At 37.8% G+C, this 23,424-nt stretch carries 16 protein-coding genes; 11 read left to right on the plus strand and 5 right to left on the minus strand.

Annotation, left to right across the window (positions count from 1 at the left end):
* The first annotated feature begins 809 nt into the window (after nucleotides 1–809).
* Nucleotides 810–2,756, plus strand: coding sequence for an acetate--CoA ligase (gene acs / locus AC27GZ_RS06480; RefSeq protein ID WP_487094086.1), 1,947 nt, complete (start codon nucleotides 810–812; stop codon nucleotides 2,754–2,756).
* Nucleotides 2,757–2,856: 100 nt separating this feature from the next.
* Here acs and AC27GZ_RS06485 read toward each other — a convergent pair whose 3' ends face one another.
* Nucleotides 2,857–3,780, minus strand: coding sequence for a Ppx/GppA phosphatase family protein (locus AC27GZ_RS06485; protein ID WP_487094087.1), 924 nt, complete (start codon nucleotides 3,778–3,780; stop codon nucleotides 2,857–2,859).
* Entirely contained in the window at nucleotides 3,780–5,873 is a 2,094-nt protein-coding gene (ppk1, locus tag AC27GZ_RS06490) for a polyphosphate kinase 1 (protein WP_487094088.1), read from the minus strand. Before ppk1 ends, AC27GZ_RS06485 begins: the two co-directional genes overlap by 1 nt.
* 307 nt (nucleotides 5,874–6,180) lie before the next feature.
* Here ppk1 and AC27GZ_RS06495 point away from each other — a divergent pair, with 307 nt between their 5' ends.
* Together AC27GZ_RS06495 and AC27GZ_RS06500 are read left to right on the plus strand one after the other, a co-directional pair.
* Nucleotides 6,181–9,024: a hypothetical protein gene (locus AC27GZ_RS06495; protein WP_487094089.1), complete on the plus strand. Its 2,844-nt coding sequence runs from the start codon at nucleotides 6,181–6,183 to the stop codon at nucleotides 9,022–9,024.
* Nucleotides 9,025–9,152: 128 nt separating this feature from the next.
* Nucleotides 9,153–11,807 (plus strand): TonB-dependent receptor domain-containing protein, encoded by a 2,655-nt coding sequence (locus AC27GZ_RS06500; protein WP_487094090.1) that lies wholly within the window; start codon nucleotides 9,153–9,155, stop codon nucleotides 11,805–11,807.
* Nucleotides 11,808–11,912: 105 nt separating this feature from the next.
* Here AC27GZ_RS06500 and AC27GZ_RS06505 read toward each other — a convergent pair whose 3' ends face one another.
* A complete protein-coding gene (locus AC27GZ_RS06505) occupies nucleotides 11,913–13,028 on the minus strand; it encodes a polysaccharide lyase family 7 protein (RefSeq protein ID WP_487094091.1) in 1,116 nt (371 codons plus the stop codon).
* A 349-nt stretch (nucleotides 13,029–13,377) separates the two neighbouring features.
* Between AC27GZ_RS06505 and AC27GZ_RS06510 the strand changes: the two genes are divergently transcribed.
* From AC27GZ_RS06510 to AC27GZ_RS06540, 7 genes are all read left to right on the plus strand, one after another.
* The gene (locus AC27GZ_RS06510; protein WP_487094092.1) at nucleotides 13,378–14,178 is read left to right on the plus strand and encodes a DUF3450 domain-containing protein; all 801 of its coding nucleotides are present in this window, start codon (nucleotides 13,378–13,380) and stop codon (nucleotides 14,176–14,178) included.
* A gap of 16 nt (nucleotides 14,179–14,194) precedes the next feature.
* Nucleotides 14,195–15,610, plus strand: coding sequence for a MotA/TolQ/ExbB proton channel family protein (locus tag AC27GZ_RS06515; RefSeq protein WP_487094533.1), 1,416 nt, complete (start codon nucleotides 14,195–14,197; stop codon nucleotides 15,608–15,610).
* 3 nt (nucleotides 15,611–15,613) lie between these two features.
* The gene (locus AC27GZ_RS06520; RefSeq protein ID WP_487094093.1) at nucleotides 15,614–16,141 is read left to right on the plus strand and encodes a MotA/TolQ/ExbB proton channel family protein; all 528 of its coding nucleotides are present in this window, start codon (nucleotides 15,614–15,616) and stop codon (nucleotides 16,139–16,141) included.
* A 78-nt stretch (nucleotides 16,142–16,219) separates the two neighbouring features.
* Nucleotides 16,220–16,630, plus strand: a complete 411-nt coding sequence (locus AC27GZ_RS06525; RefSeq protein WP_487094094.1) for an ExbD/TolR family protein — start codon at nucleotides 16,220–16,222, stop codon at nucleotides 16,628–16,630.
* 83 nt (nucleotides 16,631–16,713) lie between these two features.
* Nucleotides 16,714–17,283 (plus strand): energy transducer TonB, encoded by a 570-nt coding sequence (locus AC27GZ_RS06530; RefSeq protein WP_487094534.1) that lies wholly within the window; start codon nucleotides 16,714–16,716, stop codon nucleotides 17,281–17,283.
* A gap of 42 nt (nucleotides 17,284–17,325) precedes the next feature.
* The gene (locus AC27GZ_RS06535) at nucleotides 17,326–18,654 is read left to right on the plus strand and encodes a tetratricopeptide repeat protein (protein WP_487094095.1); all 1,329 of its coding nucleotides are present in this window, start codon (nucleotides 17,326–17,328) and stop codon (nucleotides 18,652–18,654) included.
* Between the two features lie 57 nt (nucleotides 18,655–18,711).
* Nucleotides 18,712–19,311: a DinB family protein gene (locus tag AC27GZ_RS06540; protein WP_487094096.1), complete on the plus strand. Its 600-nt coding sequence runs from the start codon at nucleotides 18,712–18,714 to the stop codon at nucleotides 19,309–19,311.
* Between the two features lie 164 nt (nucleotides 19,312–19,475).
* Here the strand turns inward: AC27GZ_RS06540 and AC27GZ_RS06545 are convergent, their stop codons facing one another.
* Both AC27GZ_RS06545 and AC27GZ_RS06550 read right to left on the minus strand, forming a co-directional pair.
* Entirely contained in the window at nucleotides 19,476–20,237 is a 762-nt protein-coding gene (locus AC27GZ_RS06545) for a substrate-binding periplasmic protein (protein WP_487094097.1), read from the minus strand.
* Nucleotides 20,238–20,304: 67 nt separating this feature from the next.
* On the minus strand, nucleotides 20,305–21,534 hold the full coding sequence (locus AC27GZ_RS06550; RefSeq protein WP_487094098.1) for a DcaP family trimeric outer membrane transporter: 1,230 nt from the start codon (nucleotides 21,532–21,534) through the stop codon (nucleotides 20,305–20,307).
* Between the two features lie 387 nt (nucleotides 21,535–21,921).
* Between AC27GZ_RS06550 and AC27GZ_RS06555 the strand changes: the two genes are divergently transcribed.
* Nucleotides 21,922–23,373, plus strand: coding sequence for a methyl-accepting chemotaxis protein (locus AC27GZ_RS06555; protein WP_487094099.1), 1,452 nt, complete (start codon nucleotides 21,922–21,924; stop codon nucleotides 23,371–23,373).
* The last annotated feature ends 51 nt before the right edge of the window (nucleotides 23,374–23,424 follow it).

Consider the following 23,424-nt stretch of genomic DNA (forward strand, 5'->3'; position numbering starts at 1 on the left):
GAAAATTTACTTTGTTAGTTGGTTGTTATGATCTGAAGAAACAACTAGGTACATTTCATCAAGAAATTTCTCGATGAAATGTACCTTTTTTTTATAACCTTTCTTAATGATGAAAACTCGAAATAACGCCTGTAATAACTAAGCAGGGCAATATGCTTTTTCTTTATAAAAACTATTGCTTGAACCGATCGTTAGCTAACATTACTTATACCAATTTGATTAAATTTCTTCCCTACTCAGAGCCATGCTCGATGTTCAATAACAAGGCAAATTTGTTTAGGTCTAGTCATTCTAAATCAAATAAATTTAACGAAGTTAGTGGGCATCGAGCAAGCTCCCAAAGGGCGAGTTTAAAAGGCTTATATGCTGCGTTATTGATTTTGACAAGGGAATACCATTCTCTTCAACCAATGCCTTGCCTCTAAGCCTTTTAATTCTCGCTGAGTGGGAAAGAACTTAATCAACTTGGTATTATTACTAGCGATTTTAATTTATCGTCTTTATTTCTATTATTTTATTTGATTATATAACTTGTTTATCTAGTTGAGTGACAGCGTTGTCATTTTGAGTGAGGTAATGTTAAGCTAAGTCAGTAAATTAAAGGCTAACAACAGCTTAAAATTAGTACTGCTTGTTAGAGTTAAAATGAGTACTATAATGTTTAAGTTTGTAATTTTGCTTTAGTTTAAGACTAAAGGCGTATATAAAACCTCACGTAAAAAAATTAGCATTAAGTTAACCTTATCGTTTACACAAAGTAAAAAATAAAAATTATTACATTGGGTATTAAACCCCTGAAGGACAATCTAATGAATGAATTAAAACCTTGTTATCCTGTATCGGACAAAGCTAAAGCACATACGCATATTGATAGTGCTACTTATGATGCAATGTATAAACAATCTATTGAACAGCCTGATGTTTTTTGGGGTGAGCAAGCGAAAGAATTTATCGATTGGTATCAGCCTTGGGACAGCGTGAGCAAAGTTGATTTAAAAAACTCTGAAATTAACTGGTTCTCAGGTGCAAAGTTAAATGTTAGCTATAACTGTATTGACCGTCACTTAGCGACTAAAGCTGACAGTACTGCGATTATCTTTGAAGGGGATGATCCTTCAGATGATTTAAAAGTTACTTATCAAGAATTACATGATCATGTATGTCGTTTTGCTAACTTATTAAAAGAGCGTGGAGTTAAAAAAGGCGATCGCGTTTGTATATATATGCCGATGATCCCAGAAGTGGGTTATGCCATGTTAGCTTGTGCCCGTATTGGTGCTATTCATTCAGTGGTTTTTGGTGGTTTCTCTACCGAATCAATTAAAGCACGTGTACTTGATGCTGATTGTCAGGTAGTGATTACGGCTGATGAATCAGTTCGTGGTGGTAAACGTATTCCATTAAAATCTAACGTAGATGCCGCTATTGCTGATTGTCCAAATGTGCACTCAGTTATTGTTGTTACTCGAACAGGTGGTGACATTGCGTGGAATGAAAAAACGGATATTAACTATCAAGACGCGGTAGCTAATTTACCTGCAGTGTGTGAGCCTGAAGTGATGGATGCTGAAGATCCGTTATTTATTTTATATACCTCAGGTTCAACTGGTACGCCTAAAGGTGTAGTACATACCTGTGGTGGCTATATTTTATATGCTGCTATGACTCACAAGTATGTTTTTGATTATAAAGATGATGAAATATACTGGTGTACGGCCGATGCTGGTTGGATTACAGGTCATTCTTATATTTTCTATGGTCCGTTAGCTAATGGTGCTACTACACTCGTATTTGAAGGTGTGCCAACTTACCCTGATGCAGGTCGTTTCTGGCAGGTATGTGAAAAGCATAAAGTTAATGTGTTTTATACTGCACCAACCGCTATTCGCGCACTAATGAGTGTGGGTGATGAGTTGGTGGAAAAAGCAGATCTTTCTTCATTACGTTTATTAGGCACAGTTGGTGAACCAATTAACCCTGAAGCGTGGCATTGGTATTATGAGGTGGTTGGTAAGAGTAATTGTCCAATTGTTGATACCTGGTGGCAAACAGAAACCGGTGGTATTTTGATTACTTCATTACCAGGCTCAGTTGATATGAAGCCAGGTTGTGCAGGTAAGCCTTTCTTCGGTGTACAACCAGCGTTATTTGATAAAGATGGCAATACACTGGAAGGTGAAAATCAAGGTTTATTAGTTATGACAGCAAGTTGGCCGGGGCAATTACGTACCGTATATGGCGACCATAACCGCTTCTATCAAACATATTTAAGCCAATATCCAGGAAATTACTTCACTGGTGACGGTGCAAAACGTGATGAAGATGGTTTTTATTGGATCACAGGTCGTGTTGATGATGTATTAAACGTATCAGGACATAGACTAGGTACAGCTGAAATTGAAAGTGCTTTAGTACTTCATCCTGCAGTTGCTGAAGCGGCCGTTGTAGGTTACCCACACGAAATTAAAGGTCAAGGCGTTTATTGTTATGTTACCTTGATGGCAAACGCTGAAGAGTCAGATGAGCTTAATAAAGAGCTAAAAGAGTTCGTTGCTAAAGAACTTGGTCGTTTCGCAAGACCAGATTATTTACAATGGGCACCAGGCTTACCTAAAACACGTTCAGGTAAAATTATGCGTCGTATTTTACGTAAAATTGCTGAAAATGATGTAGATAGTTTAGGTGATACGTCAACACTAGCAGATCCAAGTGTTGTTGATGACTTAATCAGTAAACGCATTGTTCACGGTGGTTAGAACTCACTGTGGTTAGCTTTCTAACTTAAGCTAACTAAAAAACATAAAGCCGTTAATTCTTTATAGGGTTGACGGCTTTTTTTATAGTACTAATTTGCTATTACTCAAATCTAAGCTGATACAGTAAACCTTCTCGCACACCACCTGCATTGTATTTAAGTTTCTTTATCTGTAACAACTCAAAGCAAGCCAGCAATATACAAACGGCTGCAGCAAGTAATGGGCGTCTTTTATCAGATAGGCTTTGTAGCTCAATATTGTTGTGATTGCCCCAGCCAATAAGGTCTGCTTTTAATTGCATAAGTCTACTCAGTGTTACTTGGCCATCGCCATATAGTTCAACCATGATTTGGCTTATAGCTTTAATTGAGCCTGAGGTACCTAGTGTTTTTTTCCAGCCGAGAATATTATATTGATCAGCTAAACTAAATAATATTTGCTTTGCGCGATCATCTGCAGCAGTCATAGCTTTGGCAGTTATTTCACCTGAAGCAAAAAACTGTTGGGTAAAGCTAATACAGCCCATGTTTAGGCTTCTGGCAACTTGTGGTGTTAATTGCTGACCAATAATAAATTCGGTGCTACCACCGCCGATATCAATAATAAGGGTAGGTTTGGCAATGGGTTTAGTGTAGGCAACGCCTAGAAAGATCAATTCAGCTTCACGCACGCCTGAAATAATATGAATTGGGTGCGGGATCACCTTTAGTGCTTGCTCGATAAACTGTTGGCTATTGTTAGCTTGTCGCAAAGCGTAAGTAGCGACAATTGACACTTGGCAATTGCTGAGTAATGAAAAGGCATTAGAAAAACTTTTCAGGCAATTCATTGCTTTTTTCAGGGTCTTTTCATTGATATTATTGTTGTTATCAAAGCCAGCCGCTAACCTTGTCGATTGCTTTTCTTTGTATATGATTTCGGCATGATTATTTTGCTCTCGGACAATAATTAAATGAAAGCTGTTTGAGCCTAAATCAATAGCGACAAAGTGTTTAGCGTTGTTATTTTCTGATGAACTAACCATTAAGCAGGCTCTTTAACTAATGTTATTGTATCCTCAAGCTTATCACTTTTTTTTTGAGGCTTTAAATAGTGGTAAATAGCCATTTGAGAACGCACTTTTTTATCTTCACCAATAACAGGGTAAAGGTTGCTTTGTTGATCATCTAAAATTCTTGCTTTGGTATTGTCTTGCAGTTGAATATCAATAATATCGATGACTTGTTGTTTTATATCTTCACAATAAACTGGGCAGGTTACTTCAACTCGTTCGTCAATATTTCGATTCATCCAATCTGCAGAGGAAAGCAATACTAATTGACTACCTTCTTGCTCAAATATAGCGACTCTAGGATGCTCTAAAAAGCGGTCGATAATCGATACAACTTTAATATTTTCACTTTGATTTTCGATACAAGGAACCAAAGAGCAAATACCGCGAACTATTAACTTTATTGTTACACCAGCGTTATTTGCTTGGTAGAGTTTTTTGATTAAACCTCGGTCTACTAAGTTATTCACTTTTAGCGTTATGCCACTTTTTTTCCCTGCTTGAGCGGCAGCAATTTCTTGGTCAATTAAGTTTGTGAAACTATGGCGCGAGTTAATAGGGGAAACAATAAGATGTTTGAAAGTAAATTTTTGATAAGGGTATTTTATAAATTCAAATACTTGTGCCACTTCTTCGGTGATTTCTGATTGGCAGGTAAATAAGCTAAAATCGGTATAGATTTTAGCGTTTTTTTCATGGAAGTTACCTGTACCTATATGTGCATAACGAACAAGGCGCTCTTCTTCTTGGCGTGTAATTAAGCAAATTTTCGCATGTACCTTTAAGCTAGGGATACCAAAGGATACTTTTGCCCCTGCGTTAGTGAGAACTTCTGCCCACGCTAAATTAGCCTGCTCGTCAAATCGGGCTCTTAACTCAATATTGACGGTAACTTGTTTACCATTTTTAATTGCTTCTAATAAAGCCGCGATAATACGAGAGCGTTTGGCGACACGATAAAGTGATATCTCAATACTGATCACTTTAGGATCGAAAGCGGCTTGTCTTAGCCACTCTGTAAAGTGGGCAAACTTATGGTAGGGGTAATATAGTAAAATATCTTTTTTTGCGATGGCAACAAAGGCATTTGGGTAGCTGGTAAAGTCTTTGTGCTCAAGTGCTGGTACTTTTTCGTAAGAGAGTGACTTGTTACCTATTTCAGGGAATTTTATAAAATCTTTAAAACTGTGGTAACGCCCTCCTGAAATGATGCTGTGTTTGGAGGTTATCTTTAACTTATCAGTCAACACCGCTAACATATCAGCAGGCATTTTACGGTCATACACCAAGCGAACTGGCTCTGCATTAATACGTTGTCGTAGGCCTGAGTTCATACGCTCAGAAAGACTTTGGCTAAACTCATTGCTGACATCAAACTCAGCGTCTCGGGTTAGCTTCATGGAATAGGCATTGATGTAGTCAAAATCAAAGAAGGTTTCGAAGATATGCTTGAGACAATGCCTGATGATGTTGTCGAGTAAGATAATGCTAAAGCCTTCGATATCTTGATTGGCACTTTTGGGTAATCTTACAAAGCGAGGTAAATTACTGCTAGGTACTTCAATAAAGGCATATTGACTTTGATCGTCTTTAGTCATTGCCACCATTAAGTATGTGGCATCGTCTTTTATATTATCTTTAAGATTAAGGTTGTCGGTTAATATCAGCGGAAATATATGGCGGCGTAATTTTTCATTGTAATAAATATCAAGCCAGACTTTTTCATTTTCACTGAGCTGCTTTTCATTAATTAAGTGAATATTATGTTCTGAAAGTTTGTTCAGTAGGGCGAGATAAGTTTCATCAAAAATTAATTGTAGATCGACTACTTTTTGTTGGATTTGATCAAATAATTCATTAGCGTTTCTTTTTTCTCTCTCTGATTTAGCCAATTGAAGGTGTCTTTTTACATTGGCTACACGAACGCGATAAAACTCATCCATGTTACTTGAATAGATTCCTAAAAATCTTAACCTTTCTAATAAGGGTACCTGAAAATCTTGAGCTTCTTGTAATACTCGGTGATTAAAAGATAACCAACTTAGTTCCTTTTCAAGAAAGCGCATTTAACGTACTCCATAACAAATTAATAATATTCAAAAAAGTGAAATATTAAAGGAGTAATATTGCAAATTCATGACGAAAGACAATGAATTTACTAATTATTTTATCAATAGGACACGTCTTCGAATTGAGGTAGTTTGTTCAATTTTCATTATAGTCACTATTTATTACACTTGTCATCAAATTGAAATATAAACGTAAATAAAAGGTAATATTTCTAAAACATTTCTGTCATTTTTCTCTTGTAGCATGTCGGGCAATTTAATTACTTCTTATATTAAAACAACCAACTCCTCGGAGAAAGAAAACATGAAATTGAATAAGTTATTTAAGTACAGTGCTACTAATGCTGCTATTGCAGCGGCATTATCTCTTGGCCTTTCAGCCTGTGGTGGTGACATTAACCTTGAGTCTAACGTTGATAATTCAGTTGGTGATACAACTATCATCAATGAAGGTGCAACTACGCCAGATGAGCCGGATACAACATTAGCAGGTAAGTCTAACTCAGCATTAAGTGTTGAAGTTTCAGCGGCAATGGGTTTTGACGTACAGGTACAAGTACTTGATACACAAATTTCTGAAAATACTACGTTAGTGGCGAATACTGACAGTGGTACGCCAGTGATGTACGCAATCAGTGGCGGTTTAGAAGTTGGTGGTTTAGCTTCAGCAAATAAGCAAGCACGAAGCGCTGACGATGTAGTATTAACTATTGAACCAGGTGCTATTTTATTTGGTCAGTCAGGTAACGATTACCTTGTGGTACATCGTGATGCACAAATTATGGCTGAAGGCACAAAAGCTAAGCCAATCATTATGACTTCATTACAAGATGTTAAAGGTGAAGAAACAGGTGCTGGCCAGTGGGGTGGTGTTGTTATTTTAGGTAATGCGCCGTCTAACAAATGTCCAACAGATGGTAGTGATTGTGCCCTACAAGTTGAAGGTGTTGAAGAAGGTGCTGTGTTTGGCGGTACTGACTGGGAAGATGATTCAGGTACATTAAAGTATGTTGTTGTTAAGTACGCGGGTTATGAAATCTCTCCAGATAATGAGTTAAACGGTATTACTTTTGGTGGTGTTGGCTCGGGCACAACAGTTGACTATATCCAAGTTCACTCAAATGCTGATGATGGTGTTGAGTTCTTTGGTGGTGCAGTCAATGTTAAACACTTAGTGTTAACAGGCAACAAAGATGACAGTGTTGATTGGGATAACGGTTTTAAAGGTATGCTACAACACGTTTATATTGAGCATGCGAGTAATGCTGGTGAAGCCAACCGTGCTATTGAAGCGGATAATGACGGTTCAACGCCAGATAAAGAACCACAGTCAAATCCAACTATTGCAAACATGACAATTGTTGGTAATAACTTTGATACTGCTGATAAAGACAGCGAAGGTATCTACTTACGTGAAGGTACTGCGGCTAAAATTTTCAATACTGTTGTTACTGGCCCGAGTGAAATGGGTGAGTGTTTAGAGTTTGAAGGTGGTGATACTTCATCGGTAACGGTTGATAATGCTAACAGTGACAAAATTGTTATACAAAACTCTATTATGGCGTGTAGCAATGGTGAAAACTTCAAAGATTCAAAAGCTGCTGACGGCTCAGTGTTACTTGATTTAGAAACTTGGTTCTTAGCTGAAACTTCAAACAGTGTTTCAACATCAATTCAAATTGATGAAAACGGTGTACCAGATACTAACTCACCATTAATTGCTGCTGATGCAGGTCAAGATGTTGCAACTACGCAAGATGCTTGGTTCGATAGCGTTGATTATATTGGTGCATTAGATGGCGCTACTGACTGGCGTGAAGGCTGGGCATTTGGTTTTGGTGGTGGTGAAGTAACTGCTGAACCAGTTGTAGAAGGTTGTCCTACTGGTACAACATCAATTACTCCGGCAGATGGTTCAACAACTACCTGTGAAATCACTGGTACTATTACCTCTGATTTAACATTAACCTCAAACAACTTATATGCCTTAAGTGGTCCAGTGTTTGTTGGTGGTGATAAAGCCGATAGCGCTACGTTAACCATCGAAGCAGGTACAACAATTTTTGGTCGTTCAGGTGGTGATTACTTAGTAGTTAGCCGTGATTCAGAAATTCAAGCAAATGGTACCTCAAGCGCACCAATTACCTTTACATCTAGTGAAGATATTTCGGGTGAAGATACGGATGCTGGCCAATGGGGTGGTATTGTAATTCTTGGTAATGCGCAATCAAACAAATGTCCTAGCGATGGCTCTGACTGTGCTTTACAAGTTGAAGGTGTAGAAGAAGGTGGTGTATTTGGTGGTACTGATGACTCAGACAGCTCAGGTACTTTACGTTATGTAGTTGTTAAGCATGCGGGTTATGAAATTGCACCAGATAATGAATTAAATGGTATTACCTTTGGTGGTGTTGGCTCAGGTACTACAGTTGAATATATTCAAGTTCACCAAAATGCTGATGATGGTGTTGAGTTCTTCGGCGGTACAGTTAACTTAAAATATGTTGTGTTAACAGGTAACCAAGATGACAGTGTTGATTGGGATAATGGCTACCGCGGTAACATGCAATATGTATTAGTTAAGCATGATGCAGATAATGATGCTGCTAACCGCGCTATTGAAGCAGATAACGATGGTTCAACGCCGTCTAAAACACCACAATCAAACCCTACCATCGCTAACATGACTATCATTGGTAACGCCTTTGATACAGCTGACAAAGACAGTGAAGGTATCTACTTACGTGAAGGTACAAAAGCACAACTTCATAACTTTGTTGTGACTAACGCTGCGGGTGAGTGTTTTGAAATTGAAGGTGGTGATACGTCTTCAGTTACTGTCGACCAAGCTGTTGCAGGTGACACGGTTATTTCTAACTCAGTATTTGCTTGTACAGAGAACTTTAAAGACTCAAAAGCGGCAGATGGCTCAGTATTGTTAGATGCTCAAGATTGGGTATTAAATCAAAATACAGATAACAGCGAAGCTGCTGATATGAACGCAGTATTAAATGGTATTTTCACAATTGATACCACAACAGCGAAAGACTTCTCAGGTGATGCATTCTTTGATAATGCTGACCACATTGGTGCGGTGAGCTCAGATAATGACTGGACTGCTGGCTGGACTGTAGGTTTAGACGACTAGTTTAGCAAAGCAAAAATGCTGTAGTTATCTGTAGTTACCTTTCATTTCCTTTAGTTATCAAAGTTAAAGTAAAGGTAAAGGTGCTACAGCATTTTCATTGAGCAATTACCTAATTCATGAGGTTAATAATGAATACTAAGTTTAAATCTTTCGCATTATCTAGCTTGGCACTAGCAATCGTTTCAACGACTGGTCAGGTTGTTGCGCAAGAAGATGATAGCCAAGCTATGGAAGAAGTTGTAGTAAAGGCGAGTCGCTTAAAAGGTACAGCCAGTGCTGTAATGGAAGAGCGAAAAAACCAAGCCTTTGTTGCAGATATTTTAGGTGCTGAGCAAATTTCACGTACGGGTGACTCTGACGCAGCGGCGGCATTACGTCGTGTGACGGGTATTACACTAGTTGATGGTAAATTTATTTATGTACGTGGTTTAGGTGAGCGTTTTTCAAGCACTCAGTTAAATGGTGCTGCAGTACCAAGCCCGGATCCTACTAGATCGGTTATTCCACTAGATTTATTCCCATCAAGTATTATTGAGTCGTTATCTGTTCAAAAGTCTTATTCTCCTTCAATGCCTGCACACTTTGCCGGTGGTAATGTTGATGTGCGTTTAAAAACAATTCCTTCAGATTTTGTTTTTAACATTAAAGGTAAAATTGGCGGAAACACTAACAATTTTGATGATGGTTTAACTTATAATGGCGGTGATACTGATTGGTATGGTGTTGATGATGGCACGCGTGAAGCGCCAGCAGATTTACAACAGTTGTGGAATAGCTACACGCCAATTAATGACATGAGCCAAGAAGACAATCGTTTAGTGGCTGCCCAGTTAAATCGTGATTATGATCCTGTTAAAGAAAGTGTCGATCCTAATACTGGCTTTGATGTGACCTTGGGAAATAAGTTTGATTTTGATGACTTTCGTTTAGGTTTTTTATCGGCGGTTTCTTATGATAATAAGTGGGAAGTGTCGACAGGTTATGAAGGTCAAGATTTCACTGAAAGCTCAGACGGTACTTGGTCGTTAGTACGTGGTTTTGATGAAGTTGAAACCAATGAACATTCGGTACGTTTTTCTGGCATGTTAAGTGTTGGCTTAGAGTATCGTCGTGATCATCGTATCGATTTTACCTCACTGATCTTACATGACACACGTGATCAAATCAGTGACAAGCGTGGTAACACCAATAACGTCACTATTACTGATGGTTTGCGTGTACGTGATACCGAAGTGATTTATGAAGAGCGTGAAATGATTTCTAATCAAATTCGCGGTACACATAACTTTAATAACTGGGGTGGCTTAGGCGTAGATTGGTTTTACTCAGATGCACGCTCTAATCGTTATGCGCCAGGCAATATTGAAACACGTTATATTATTGCCGACGGTTCAAATGGACAGCCAGAAGATGGCATTTTTGACTATATCAATGAAAGCTCGTTAAGAAATGCAACTACAGCAACGCGTTATAATTTCCAAAACCTAGATGATGAAGTAGAAAATTATGGTTATAACTTATCTATGCCATTTACTTTAGATAGTACGGAAATTGAGTTGAAATTTGGTGGTAACTTTATCACTAAATCACGTGAATCATTTGCCCGCCGACTTGATATAAATACGCTTACTTTTGATGGTTTAGATTTAACAGGTCATCAATTAAATGATATTTTGACTGACGATGTGATGTTAAATCATCCGTTATCGGGTAATGACGTGATTATGCGTGATACCTCGGTTGCAGGTGACGATTATTTAACTGGACAAAAAGTTGATGCTTATTATGTGGAAGCGGATTTCTTCTTTGATAATACTTGGCGTTTAACTGGTGGTGTTCGTTGGGAAGACTTCAGACAAGTGGTTGCTCCGCTTGATCCTGCAACAGGCATGTTTGATTTACCCGCATCGCCAACAGAAGAAGATTTAGCGGATTTAGCTTTCCAAGAAGATGACTTCTTTGGCGCGTTAGCATTGACCTATGTTCTAAATGAAGAAATGCAGTTTAGAGCCTCTGTTGGTCAAACAACTATCCGCCCTGATTTACGTGAAGTTGCACCGGCTACCTATATAGATCCATTAACTGGCTTTCCAATAGGTGGTACACCTGGTGTTGAAAGTACTGATATTCTCAACTATGACTTACGTTGGGAATGGTATATGGATACAGGTGAGAGCCTTTCTGTTGGTTTATTCTATAAGGATATGGAACAACCGATTGAAGCAGTTCAGTCGCCTTCACAAGATGGTCCACCATTAATTCGTATTGCTAATGCTGAAGACGGTTATGTTTACGGTATTGAAATGGAGTTTTTGAAAGATTTCGCTTTCTTAGGCGGCATTGGTCAAGATTTCTTCTTGTCGGGTAATGTAACCTTAAGTGATTCCGAAATTAATATAGATACCCAACGTGTTGTTGAACAAACAGGTGTGTCTACGAGTATTACCAATCCTACTCGTCGTATGACAGGTCACTCAGAATATGTTGTTAATATGAATTTAGGCTGGGATGCACCGAATGGTAATCACAGTGCAACCATTGCTTATAATGTATTTGGTGAGCGTATTATCGTACCAGGAATTGAAGGTAAAGATGATGCTTATGAGCAGCCATTTCATTCTTTAGATTTGGTTTATACCTACTATCCTACCTATTCATCTACGTTAACCTTTAAAGTACAAAATATGCTTGGCGAAGATAAAGAGTTAGAATTTGAAAACACTTTATTAAAAAGCCAAACAAAGGGTACGCGTTTTGAAGTGGCATTACAGTTAGAGTTTTAATGCTTTGTGTAATAGTTAACTACTGCCAGTAGTTAACTAAAGAAAAAGGCGCTTGATTTGATCAAGCGCCTTTTTTGCAATTTTATGCCTAGTAAATTATAAAACTTACTTTTTAGTTTCGGGTGCTTCACCTGGGCTAAGCACTAAGTTGCTGAAAGTAACTTGTGTATAGTCGCCGTTAGCTTTATCTGTTTCCCAATCACCTGTACCTAAACAAGCTGCGTACCAAATACCCGGGGCATCTTTAGTACTACACTGGTTATAAGCACCTGCTTTAAAGTACATCCAATCTCCAGTATATCCTAGCGGGTGATCTTTACTGTCTACGTTACCAAAAGGGTCAACATTATCAGCTAAACTTACTGAGAATTTTACTTCTGGCTTACCCGGTGCAGTAAATGTCAAATACATGATGCTTTTGTGAACATTTATTACATAGCTAAATTCTTCACCTAAGGCGATACCTTTATCACCCGGCTCTTCATTGCTTTCCCAGCTATTTCCCCAAACCGGATAACTAATGTCAGTTCTATCTGGATCATCTTTAGCTAGGTTTCGTTCATAGTTCCAAAAAACAGAGCCTTTTTCATGGTTAGGCCATTTTTTGTAATAAATTTTAATTGGCTCATTACCCCAACCAAAGCCTAAATTTTTTGCAACCATGGCTTTGTCTTTACCAGCATGAATTTGTCCAACGACAACAGAGTATGCTGCTGGCTTATTAGCGTGCTTCGCTCGAAGCGCCACATGGTCAACCTTTAAAGTTGCTTCCATTTTGCCGCCGGTTGCACCAAAGCGCTCTGACAATGGGTGTGCATCAATAGCAAAGTTATTACCTGCATAGCTAGTTTTAATACGGGTGTTAGTACCGCGAAGCATTTGTCGTAATTCACTACGGGTATTACTTGAGTTAGCTGTGGTGATCGCTTTGTTTGGGGATGCGAAAACCATATGGTCATTTTCGTCTAGATAGAAAAAATCAGGGTGCGAGTAGGTTTGCATTTTTTTTACACTGATTTCATCAATTTTACCGTTGTTATCTACATCAGTAGGTACGTTCATTTTCCAGTGAGACAAATCAAATTTATCGGCAGGAACCGCGGCATTCTTGTTTGCTTTATCTGTCATATTCCCATCTGAGTCAGTGCTAGCACATGACAGTAATAAGGAAGCGGTGGCAGGGAAAATAGCCAACGTTAATAGTGTTTTTTTAATGTTCATTTTCTTCATTAGATCCTTAAGTTTTTATTCACTGCCTATAGCGAGCATGTTAAGTAAATTAACTTTCATAAAGCGCTTTAGTAAACAGAGTGATTATGATTTGGATACCAATCTATCATACCAATTAAAAATATCAAGTTTACCAATTGCAACGATTTGGTCATATTATGTATTGGTATGTAAAAAAGCTTTAACTCCCTATTTTAAAAGAATGAACACAAGGAAAATCATATTTTTCATAAAAGTGAAATATTTCTGCAACTTAAGTGTCATTTTTCTATCACTTAAGTGTCATATTTGCTCGGTACACTTTGTCACAATTATTTTATGACATGATAAAGGTATATCAATGCAATTATCCAACCTCGCTAAAGCAAGCATTTTTATGAGTTTAAGTGCGACTGCTTTTTTAGCTACAGCGGCTAGTGCCAGCTCACTCGATCAAAACCAACAACAACTAGAAAAAGTTGTTGATGCGGGTCAAAAAATTAATCAATCAGCCAGTCAATCTCAGCTGAAGGTTAATAATTATACCGAACAAGTACAAAGTAAATTACAACAATTTAATGGCGTAACAAAAGAGCTTGATGGTTTAAATGTTTATAACCAACAAATGCAATCGCAATTAAATAACCAAGTAGCTGAGCTTGCACAATTAGCTACATCCATGGAAGAAGTCAGTGTTATAGAACGCCAAATTTCTCCATTAATGGCGCGTATGATTTCAACCTTAGAAGAGTTTGTAAATCTTGATGTACCTTTTTTACCAGAAGAGCGCAGCAAACGTATTAATGACTTAAAAGACATGATGGTACGTGCTGATATTTCTGTACCAGAGAAATTCCGTCGCGTATTAGAAGCTTACCAAATTGAAGTAGATTATGGGCGTACCATCGAAGCATACAGTGGTCAGCTTGATATTGATGGCCAGCAAATGGATGTTGACTTTTTACGTGTTGGTCGTGTCAGTTTTGTGTATCAAACACGTGATGGTAGTCGTTTAGGTCAATGGCAACAAGATGCAGGCCAATGGCAAACCCTATCTCAAGATTATCGTTTAGGTGTTAATAAAGCCTTACGTATAGCCCGCAAACAACTTGCACCGGATTTAATTATGGTGCCTTTATCTAATTCAGCAGCCAAGTTATAGCAGAGCATAAATCATGATGACTAATAATAATGTTAAGCCTTTAAATATTTTTGGGCAAACTTGTAAGAAAGTATTCACCACTTTATCTATATCAGCGACTCTATTTACTAGTACAGCTATGGCGCAACAAGCAGCAAACCTAGATGATTTATTGCAACAACTTGAGCAAGGTAAAGTAGCACAAACACAGCAGAACAAAGCTAGAGAAACTGAATTTAAAAGTAAAGTTAACCAGCAGCAAGCTATGTTAGATGACGTTAAAAATCAACGCAATCAAGCATTAAAACTTAGTGCTTCTCTTGAGAAAGGCTTTGCTGATAATGAAATTGAGCTTGCCAATAAAACTGATGCACTGGATAAGCGTTTAGGTGAGTTAAAAGAACTATTTGGGGTGTTACAGCAGGTTTCAGGTGATACTCGTAGTAAATTTCAAACCTCAGTTATTTCGGCTCAAATCCCAAGTCGTGGTGATTTTTTAGATGAGTTTGCACAAAGCATGGGGTCAAGTACTAAACTTGCATCAATCGAAGAAATTGAACGTTTGTGGTTTGAACTGCAACGTGAGATGACTGAAAGTGGCAAAGTTCACACCTTCAACCGTGAAGTAGTTTTAGCTAATGGTGAGCGTACTAATGCAGACGTAACCCGTGTGGGTGGTTTTAACTTAGTCTCAAATGGCAAATATTTAGAATATATTGATGAAACAGGCTCTGTTGCTGAGTTAATCAGACAACCGGCCAACCGTTACTTATCTACGGTAAATGCTTTAGAAAACAGTAAAGAAACAACGGCATTTGCATTAGATCCTACAGGTGGTTCAATTTTAAGTTTATTAGTGCAAGCCCCTGATACACGTGAACGTGTGGATCAAGGTGGCGTAGTAGGCTACATCATCTTAGGTATTGGTGCTATTGGTTTATTGATCGCGTTAATTCGTTTCATCAACCTAGTGTCTGTCGGGGCAAAAGTTAATCGCCAATTGAAATCAGATAAAGCCTCTAGTGATAATCCGTTAGGGCGTGTTATGCAGGTTAAAGATGATAACCCAGGCGTAGATAACGAAACCTTGGAATTAAAACTTTCAGAATCAATTTTACGCGAGTTACCTAAGCTTTCGAGCATGTTAACCCTGATTAAAATCATTTCAGTGGTTGCGCCGTTAATCGGTCTACTCGGTACAGTTACCGGTATGATCAATACCTTCCAAGCTATAACTTTATTTGGTACGGGTGATCCTAAATTGATGGCCGGTGGTATTTCACAAGCGCTTGTAACCACAGTACTTGGTTTAGTGGTTGCGATTCCAATGGTATTCCTATTCGCCTACTTAAATAGTCGCAGTAAAAATATCATCAATATCTTGCAACAAGAAAGTACAGGCATCATTGCACAGCGCTCTGAAAATGCTGAGTTAGCAGGGCAAGGAGCATAAGTCGTGATTGCCTTAACTGAAATGCTTAATGCCATTGTTGAATTTATGGATACAGGCGGGCAAGTATTAACTGTTATCGGTATCGTTATTTTCATCATGTGGTTAATGATTTTTGAACGCTTTGTGTTTATTTCAGTGAGCTACAAGAGTGTCAGAAAACACATAATCGATACTTGGATGAATAGAGCAGAGCATACCTCTTGGAATAGTGAGCAAATTCGTGGCGCATTAATTTCAAGAGGGGCCACTAAGCTAAACCGTAATATCACATTGATTCAATCTTTAGTAGTTCTATGCCCGTTATTAGGTTTGTTAGGAACAGTAACTGGCATGATTGAAGTATTTGATGTGATGGCAATTTCTGGCAGTGGTAATGCCCGCTCTATGGCTTCAGGGGTATCAAGAGCGACAATACCGACAATGGCTGGCATGGTTGGATCGCTTTCAGGTGTATTTACCGTAGCTTGGATCAAACGTAATGCTAAAAAAGAAACCGAATTGCTTGCAGATGCTTTAGTGGTTAAACACTAAAGCGCAATAACGAATAAAAAAGCATGAGTGCGCTTTATGCAATGCCTTCATGCTATTTAACACTAAATAGGAAAACCCATGCGTCACTTAAATAAAATGCTACAAGCGCAAGAAGAAAAAGAAGAAATTGATATGACTCCCATGCTCGATGTGGTGTTTATTCTTTTGATCTTCTTCATTGTAACCGCGTCGTTTGTCAAAGAAGCTGGTATTGATGTTAACCGCCCAGAAGCAGCAACAGCCGTTAAAAAAGAGCGCGCTAATATCCTCGTGGCTATTAGTGATAAAGGCGATATTTGGATCAACAAACGTAAAGTCGATATTCGCAGCGTTCAAGCTAACATTGAGCGTCTAAAGGCGGAAAACCCGCAAGGTACTGTGGTTATTCAGGCAGACAAAAAAGCCACAACAGATACCTTAATCAAAGTGATGGACTCAGCACGTGCAGCGGGTGTTTTTGATGTTTCTATAGCAGCTCAAGAAGCATAACGGCAAACGGAGGAGATAGCGTGTCTACAATAATTGTTCGTAGTGGAGCTCGTTATGCGATAGCGGGAACATTAGCGCTAAGCATGACCTTTGTATTGTTTTGGGGTATGCAGAAGCTGATTGCTGGCGGTAACAATGCCATGACTGAGCCAGTAAAAGGCAATGTACTTGATTTTATTCGCTTGAAAAAAGAAGAAGCGGTGGTGAAAAAAGAGCGCGAAGTACAAAAACCAGCCAAACCTAAAGAGCCACCACCACCAATGACAACACCACCGATGCAGCAAAGTAACCCTAATGCCAATGCAGTGAAAAATACGTTTGCCGCAGACATTCAAGCAGATACCGGCTTGTCAGGTGGATTAAGTTTAGACAGTAATGACGGTGACTATTTACCGATAGTAAAAGTCGCGGCGGTTTACCCAAGACGCGCACAGTCACGAGGCATCGAAGGTTTTGTTGTGGTTGAGTTTACTGTCACAAAAACGGGCGCTGTTACTAACCCCGTTGTCGTGCATGCAGAACCAGAAGGTGTCTTTGATCGCGCAGCATTAGATGCTGTGGTTAAGTTCAAATACAAGCCGCGCGTAGTCGATGGTGTTGCTATGGCTGTAGGCGGTGTACAAAACAAAATTAGCTTTGAAATTGATGGTTAAGAAAAACTTCATCAAGAGAAAGATTACATTAAGGAGACAATCATGAAATTATCCGCTTCTTTGATACTTGCAACAACGCTAGGTGCTATCGCTTTAATGTCACCAAAAACAGTTGTTGCCAAAGATGAAAATAAACAAGCTCATGAAAGCTACCGAGCCAGTAAAAAAGTGCCTGCTATGCGTAACAGAGTTTACACCCAGCTTGCCAGAGCACAAAAATTAGCTGATGAAGGTAATAAAGCCGAAGGTTTTGAAGCATTAGACGATGTTAAAGACCGTATAGACAGTTTAAATGCTTATGAAAAAGCGATGTTATTTAACTTTTATGGTTTCATGCACTATGCCAATGAAGATATGGCGAAAGCGATCAGTAGTTTTGAACATGTGATCAGTGATGAAAGCGCTATTCCCGATAGTTTAGTACTTTCAACCCGTTATTCACTTGCACAACTCTCAATGCAACAACAAGACTATGCTGGTGCTTTAACTCATTTGCAGGCATGGAAAAAAGCAAATCCAAAAGCATTAACAGCCAATCAAGAAATGCTTTTCGCACAAGTTTTTTATCAAGATAAACAATTTATAGATAGTTTAATGCATATTGAGAATGCCATTACCTTAAGTGCACAAGAAAATAAACTGCCTAAAGAAAATTGGCTTATTTTGAAACGCGCCACCCATTACGAGTTAGCACAACCTAAACAAGTAACTAAGGTGATGGAACAATTAGTACGCCTTTATGAAAAACCACAATACTGGCTGCAATTGGCAGGAATGTATGGCGAAATTGGCGAAGAAGATAAGCAAATTGCTGTGATGGAAGCGGCATTTCATGCTGGTTATATTACTAAAGATTCTGACATTGTAACGTTAGTGCAGCTATATCAATTTCATGGCGCCCCTTATAAAGCAGCTAAACTACTCAATAATGCTATTGAGGAAGGCAAAATTGTTGCGCAAGAAAAACACTTAGATATGTTGGCACGTGCGTATATGAATGCTAAAGAGCCTAAAAACGCGATTGTGGTGTTGAAAAAGCTTACTGCGCTTTCTGATGAAGGGCAATATGAAGCCTTATTGGCGCAAATTTACTTAAATGATGAGCAATGGGATAAAGCGAATTACCATGCGAAACAAGCTATTGTGAAAAGTGAAGGGGATAAGGATACTAGTTATTTAGGTAATATGTATTTAGCTCAAGGCATGGCTAACTTTAACCTGCTTAACTTTGATAAATCGCTATTAGCTTTTGCAAGCGCGCAACAGTTGCCAAAAATTAAGAAAACTGCGCAACAATGGATAAAGTATGTTGAACGAGAACAAGAAGTGTATCAAAAGCAGCAACAAATACGATTAGCTATGTTGAATTAGTAAGCTTTATGGCATTGACTCATCAATTGATATTAAAACGCCTACGGGCGTTTTTTTATGGCTAAAAGTTGTTATCATCACACTTTCAAAAATAATAATATAAAGAGCGTAAGTTTGGGGTTAACAGATAACTTTTCCATGATGGCATTGTATAATGACCGTATTAATAAACAGTTGTTGTTGTGTTGTCAGTCGTTAACCCCTGAACAATTACAACAGGAAACGAGTTCATTTTTCCCTAATATTATTGCTTATTGGAATCATATTTTATTTGGTGATTTGATCCTTTTATCTCGCTTAGCAAGAAATCAAATATCGTCTCTGACTAGCTGTAAACTTGAACAACTGCCTACACCTAAAACACCGAATGATATTTACGCGCACGATTTAGCAAATATCAGCAACTTAAGAGAATCAGTAGACACATTGATTAGTGATTATTGTCAAAACTTAACCGTTAAAGAGTGTGAGCAATTCATCAGTTATTCTTCTACAGAAGGGCAGCTTATCAACAAGAAAGTCTCTGATGTAACCCAACATATGTTTAACCATCAAACACATCATAGAGGACAATTAACCTGTATTTTAAGTCAGCTCGGTGTAGATTATGGTTGTATGGATTTACCTGTGATTGTCAGTGAAGGAAGTGGTCAATAGTTTTTGATTCAATAGCTAAGTTATAGTACTCAGTTATTTTTATACATTTCTCAAATTGAAAAATATGATTATGTTATCGAAAATAAGATTTCGATAATTAAAAATTAGAAATTAAAAAGCCACTATTAAAAGTGGCTTAAACTCTAGAGTAATCGATATAACTATTAAGGTTGTTTCGCTTCAGGTAAATAAGATTCAATAATTTTTTTGATTTCACCGCTAGCCAACATACCATCTACGATTTTACCTATTTTAGCAATTGTAGCTTCTGCATTAGGAGTACCAGGTGCTGTAGAAATAGTTATTCTTGAAATTTTCTCGGTAATAACTAACGGCTCTGCGATATCCAGATTGACTGCCTTGACGCGATTAAGTAAAGGAGCGAGATTACCCGCAAAGCCATCAATTCTTTTGGCTTTTAACATCTTTATAGCTTGTTCGTAGTCTGATACAGAAACCAGTTTTATAGTTTTGTTTTCTACATTTTTATGAAACTTTTCACCATAAACTTTACTCGCACCTTTTACTGTTGCGATGCGCTTGCCACTTATGGAATCCCAGCTTAATGGAGCCCCTTTTAAGCTGATAATACCGGTTGTAAAGTGCCCAACTTTAGTGGGTTGAGAGATCTTTTCATTAAACCTACCACTTGGAAAAAGACAGGTTATTACAAAGCCTGAATTATTTTCATTAAGTGCCTTAAGTAAACGAGGGTATGGCCCTAGAGATATTTTTGGATTATCAACACCTAATTCTTGACCAACTCTTTTTAATATATCAGCGTAGTAACCTTTAACTTCGCCTCCATCTTTGAATCCTGCTGGTGAAACGTTAATCGAATAAAAATGAAAGTTTTCAGCTAAAGACGTAAAGCTAACACTAAAAAAAGCTAAAGCTGAAATAAGTATATTGAGTGATTTTTTCATAATTTCCTCATCTAATTAAAGAAACAATATTGTTAAAACGTAATAAGCCGTTTAATAACACTTACAATTAAAATGTTGCTTTAAAATCTCTTTTTATATAAAACATCAAGCGTGTAATATCACCTTCTCTACCATCAGCTACTTCACGTGTTGCATGCGTAAAACCAACACCAACATTTAGTTTAGGAGCAATGGTATAAATGGCATTACCATGAAGTGTTGTCATAGCGGTATTTACACTGCCATGTGTGTTGAAGTCTTCACCTGAGCCCATATCGTTAACACCGTAACCTATATTAAAACGTAAGCTAGAAGTTGGCTTATACTGCAACATAGCATTTGCGCCCCAAGCATCTTCTACTTCCAGTTCTCCTTCTGGTGTTAATACAGCACTTCTATAATGGTTGCTGTATAGGTAACGACCAATACCAGGACCACCGACAAAGTTAAGTTTTAAATTAAACTGTTTATTGAAATTAATCTTACTTGATAAACCAATACCATAGGCCATCGCATTGCTAGCGGTATCTGGTGCAATCGTATCATTAGTAAAAGTTTCTGTACCCAGTCTTCTCACAACAGCACTGGCTCTAAAATGACCCCAATCAGTAGTGTTAAAGTAAGTAGCGATGATATCAGGCATTGACTCGCTTTCACGTGAAGTGGCACCTGGCGCTGGATGGTCAGTGTTATAATCTGTCTCAGGGTTTTCTAAAGAGAAAGCTAATTTATCGCCGCCACCTAATTTATAAGTGTATGTAATTTGGGCTTGTCTTAAGAATGTACGACCAACTAGGCCGGTGAAATCCATGCTGTCAGGGTAAGCTTTAAGGTCAACAAAGTTACTCCATGCTTGGCCAACTTTCCAATTACCCCAGGTAATAAACGCTTGGCGTAATCGTAGCTCGTAAGAGTTAGACAGGGTGTCATCATCCGTTAATGCCCCAGTATCGACACGGCCAAAAAAGTCACCTTCAATGTGTGTTTTAATGGTGTCACCTTGAAAAGGGGTGGCTGTTTGTATGTAGAAACGAGAAGCACGTGCATGCGCTTTAAAACCGCCAGCTCTTTCTGCATTTGGAGTGCCGTCTAGTGGGATACCACGAAAGTCGAGTAAATCATAGCCTCGTGGTGCAACTGAGCTGTTTACTTTGTTGTCATAATAAGCATCTAGCTTTACAAAGCCTCCAATTGTTACTTTTGTTTCATCTGAAATTGCATGTGTTGAAGTTAAACAAATAGCACCTAATATTATTGGTTTAACAAAAAACAACTTCTTACTTTTTATGTTATTCATGTTTTATCCCGATATTTATGTTTTAGACTATATTGATTTCATTACATTATTATTTGTTATGTTTTTTCATATTCGTAACAGTTTTAAAGGTAGGTCAATAATTTTGGATTTGCCAATATAGATCTAAAGTTATTGATAAAAGTAGGTAAAACCAACAATAATTTGGATGTTTTATCGATCTCGTTCTAGAATAAATAATGTTTTAAGGGAGATGGGCTTGTTAAAGATCACTTTTATCTTGAAATAATTAAAATAAATTGGCTTCTAAATTAACTAAAGTTGACGAGAATGATTATGATTTTAAAAAGTTCGATTGCCGTAAGGTTTAATTTGTTTGCAATTGTTTTTATCACTTTAATTTTTATAATATTTGGTACGTTTGAGTATTTGAGTACTAAATCTACCTTAGAAAAACAACTTGAATCACAAGCGCATCAAGTAGTAAACAGATTAAAGCTCAATTTACCTGGTGATTTATGGAATATTAGAACAACTCAAATAGAAAAAGTACTAAAATCAGAACTTGCAGCGAAATATATCAAAGAAATTGTTATTTATGATGACAAGGCATTAACAAAATTTAACCTCGGTAAAAAAAATCTTGAAGATGGAAAAATTGCTGATAGTAGCTTTCCTGTTAAGAAATCAGAGAAAGACTACTTATTTAAAGATAAGCTAGTTTTTACTGATGAATTTGATGAAAAACAAGATGTTGGTTACGTTGTTGTTAATGTAGATAAAGGACCGTTAGAAGAAACCCTATCTGATTTAATCACACTTTTAATTATTCAAACCTTGATTTTAGATATTGTGGTGATGTTGCTATTAACTTTCTTATGTAGAGTCATTGTTATTCAACCTATTAGTAATGTAACAAATGCATTAAATGCAATGGCCAAAGGGGAAGGTGACTTAACGCAACGTTTGACCGTTAATGGTGGAGAAATAGGAGAGCTTTCAGAAAACTTTAATTTATTTGTGGCGAATATCCAAAGTTTAATTAAGCAGATTGTGACAAGCATGGGAACTTTGAATGAGATGTCATCAGAGTTAACCGCTAATGCATCCAGCACCAAAGAAAGTGTTGATCAGCAAAAAGTTGAAACTGACCAAGTTGCTACAGCAACGCTCGAGATGAGTACTAACTCAGAAGAGATAAATCGGAGTGCTAAAATAGCTTTGTCAGTGGCTAGCGAAGGTGATGAAAATGTTGTTAAAGCTCAAGATGTATTGGTAAAAACATCAGATTCAGTTAAACAGTTAGCAGATGAAATTGAAAAAGGCTCAGTTGCCATACAAAAAGTTAAAAGTGATGTAAATGGTATTTCTTCCATCCTCGATGTTATTGGCTCTATTGCTGAACAAACTAATTTACTTGCATTAAATGCGGCTATTGAAGCGGCAAGGGCAGGTGACCAAGGGCGAGGTTTTGCTGTTGTTGCTGATGAAGTGAGAACATTAGCAAAACGTACTCAAGACAGCACTAGCGAAATATACAGTATGCTGTCTTTATTGCAAACTGGTGCTGATACCGCGGTAAGCGTAATTGAGTTTGGTAAGCAGCAAAGTCAAAAAACTGTCCTCGAATCTGACGAGGCTTCAGGCTCATTAAACTTAGTAACAGAAAACATGACTGATATTAATTCCAAAAATTATCAAATTTCTAGTGCTGTTGAAGAGCAAACAACCGTCGTTAATATGATTACTGAAAGTATGACTAAAATAGCTTCTTTAGCGGAAGTGACTGAAGATGGAGCTAGTAATACTAATGTCATTGCAAGTGAAATATCAAATATATGTGATGAAGTACAAGTCTTATTAGGCTCTTTTAAAGTATAGAGAACGAGTAGTTGTTTCTAAAACACATAGTGCTTTGTTAAGTGAGTTAAC

Source organism: Colwellia sp. SU-HH00943 (genome assembly GCF_057546125.1).

Bases quoted from the DNA above. Each gene is read 5' to 3' on its own strand.
- acs (WP_487094086.1), top strand. From the start codon at position 810: ATGAATGAATTAAAACCTTGTTATCCTGTATCGGACAAAGCTAAAGCA.
- AC27GZ_RS06485 (WP_487094087.1), bottom strand. From the start codon at position 3,780: ATGGTTAGTTCATCAGAAAATAACAACGCTAAACACTTTGTCGCTATT.
- ppk1 (WP_487094088.1), bottom strand. From the start codon at position 5,873: ATGCGCTTTCTTGAAAAGGAACTAAGTTGGTTATCTTTTAATCACCGA.
- AC27GZ_RS06495 (WP_487094089.1), top strand. From the start codon at position 6,181: ATGAAATTGAATAAGTTATTTAAGTACAGTGCTACTAATGCTGCTATT.
- AC27GZ_RS06500 (WP_487094090.1), top strand. From the start codon at position 9,153: ATGAATACTAAGTTTAAATCTTTCGCATTATCTAGCTTGGCACTAGCA.
- AC27GZ_RS06505 (WP_487094091.1), bottom strand. From the start codon at position 13,028: ATGAACATTAAAAAAACACTATTAACGTTGGCTATTTTCCCTGCCACC.
- AC27GZ_RS06510 (WP_487094092.1), top strand. From the start codon at position 13,378: ATGCAATTATCCAACCTCGCTAAAGCAAGCATTTTTATGAGTTTAAGT.
- AC27GZ_RS06515 (WP_487094533.1), top strand. From the start codon at position 14,195: ATGACTAATAATAATGTTAAGCCTTTAAATATTTTTGGGCAAACTTGT.
- AC27GZ_RS06525 (WP_487094094.1), top strand. From the start codon at position 16,220: ATGCGTCACTTAAATAAAATGCTACAAGCGCAAGAAGAAAAAGAAGAA.
- AC27GZ_RS06530 (WP_487094534.1), top strand. From the start codon at position 16,714: ATGACCTTTGTATTGTTTTGGGGTATGCAGAAGCTGATTGCTGGCGGT.
- AC27GZ_RS06535 (WP_487094095.1), top strand. From the start codon at position 17,326: ATGAAATTATCCGCTTCTTTGATACTTGCAACAACGCTAGGTGCTATC.
- AC27GZ_RS06540 (WP_487094096.1), top strand. From the start codon at position 18,712: ATGGCTAAAAGTTGTTATCATCACACTTTCAAAAATAATAATATAAAG.
- AC27GZ_RS06545 (WP_487094097.1), bottom strand. From the start codon at position 20,237: ATGAAAAAATCACTCAATATACTTATTTCAGCTTTAGCTTTTTTTAGT.
- AC27GZ_RS06550 (WP_487094098.1), bottom strand. From the start codon at position 21,534: ATGAATAACATAAAAAGTAAGAAGTTGTTTTTTGTTAAACCAATAATA.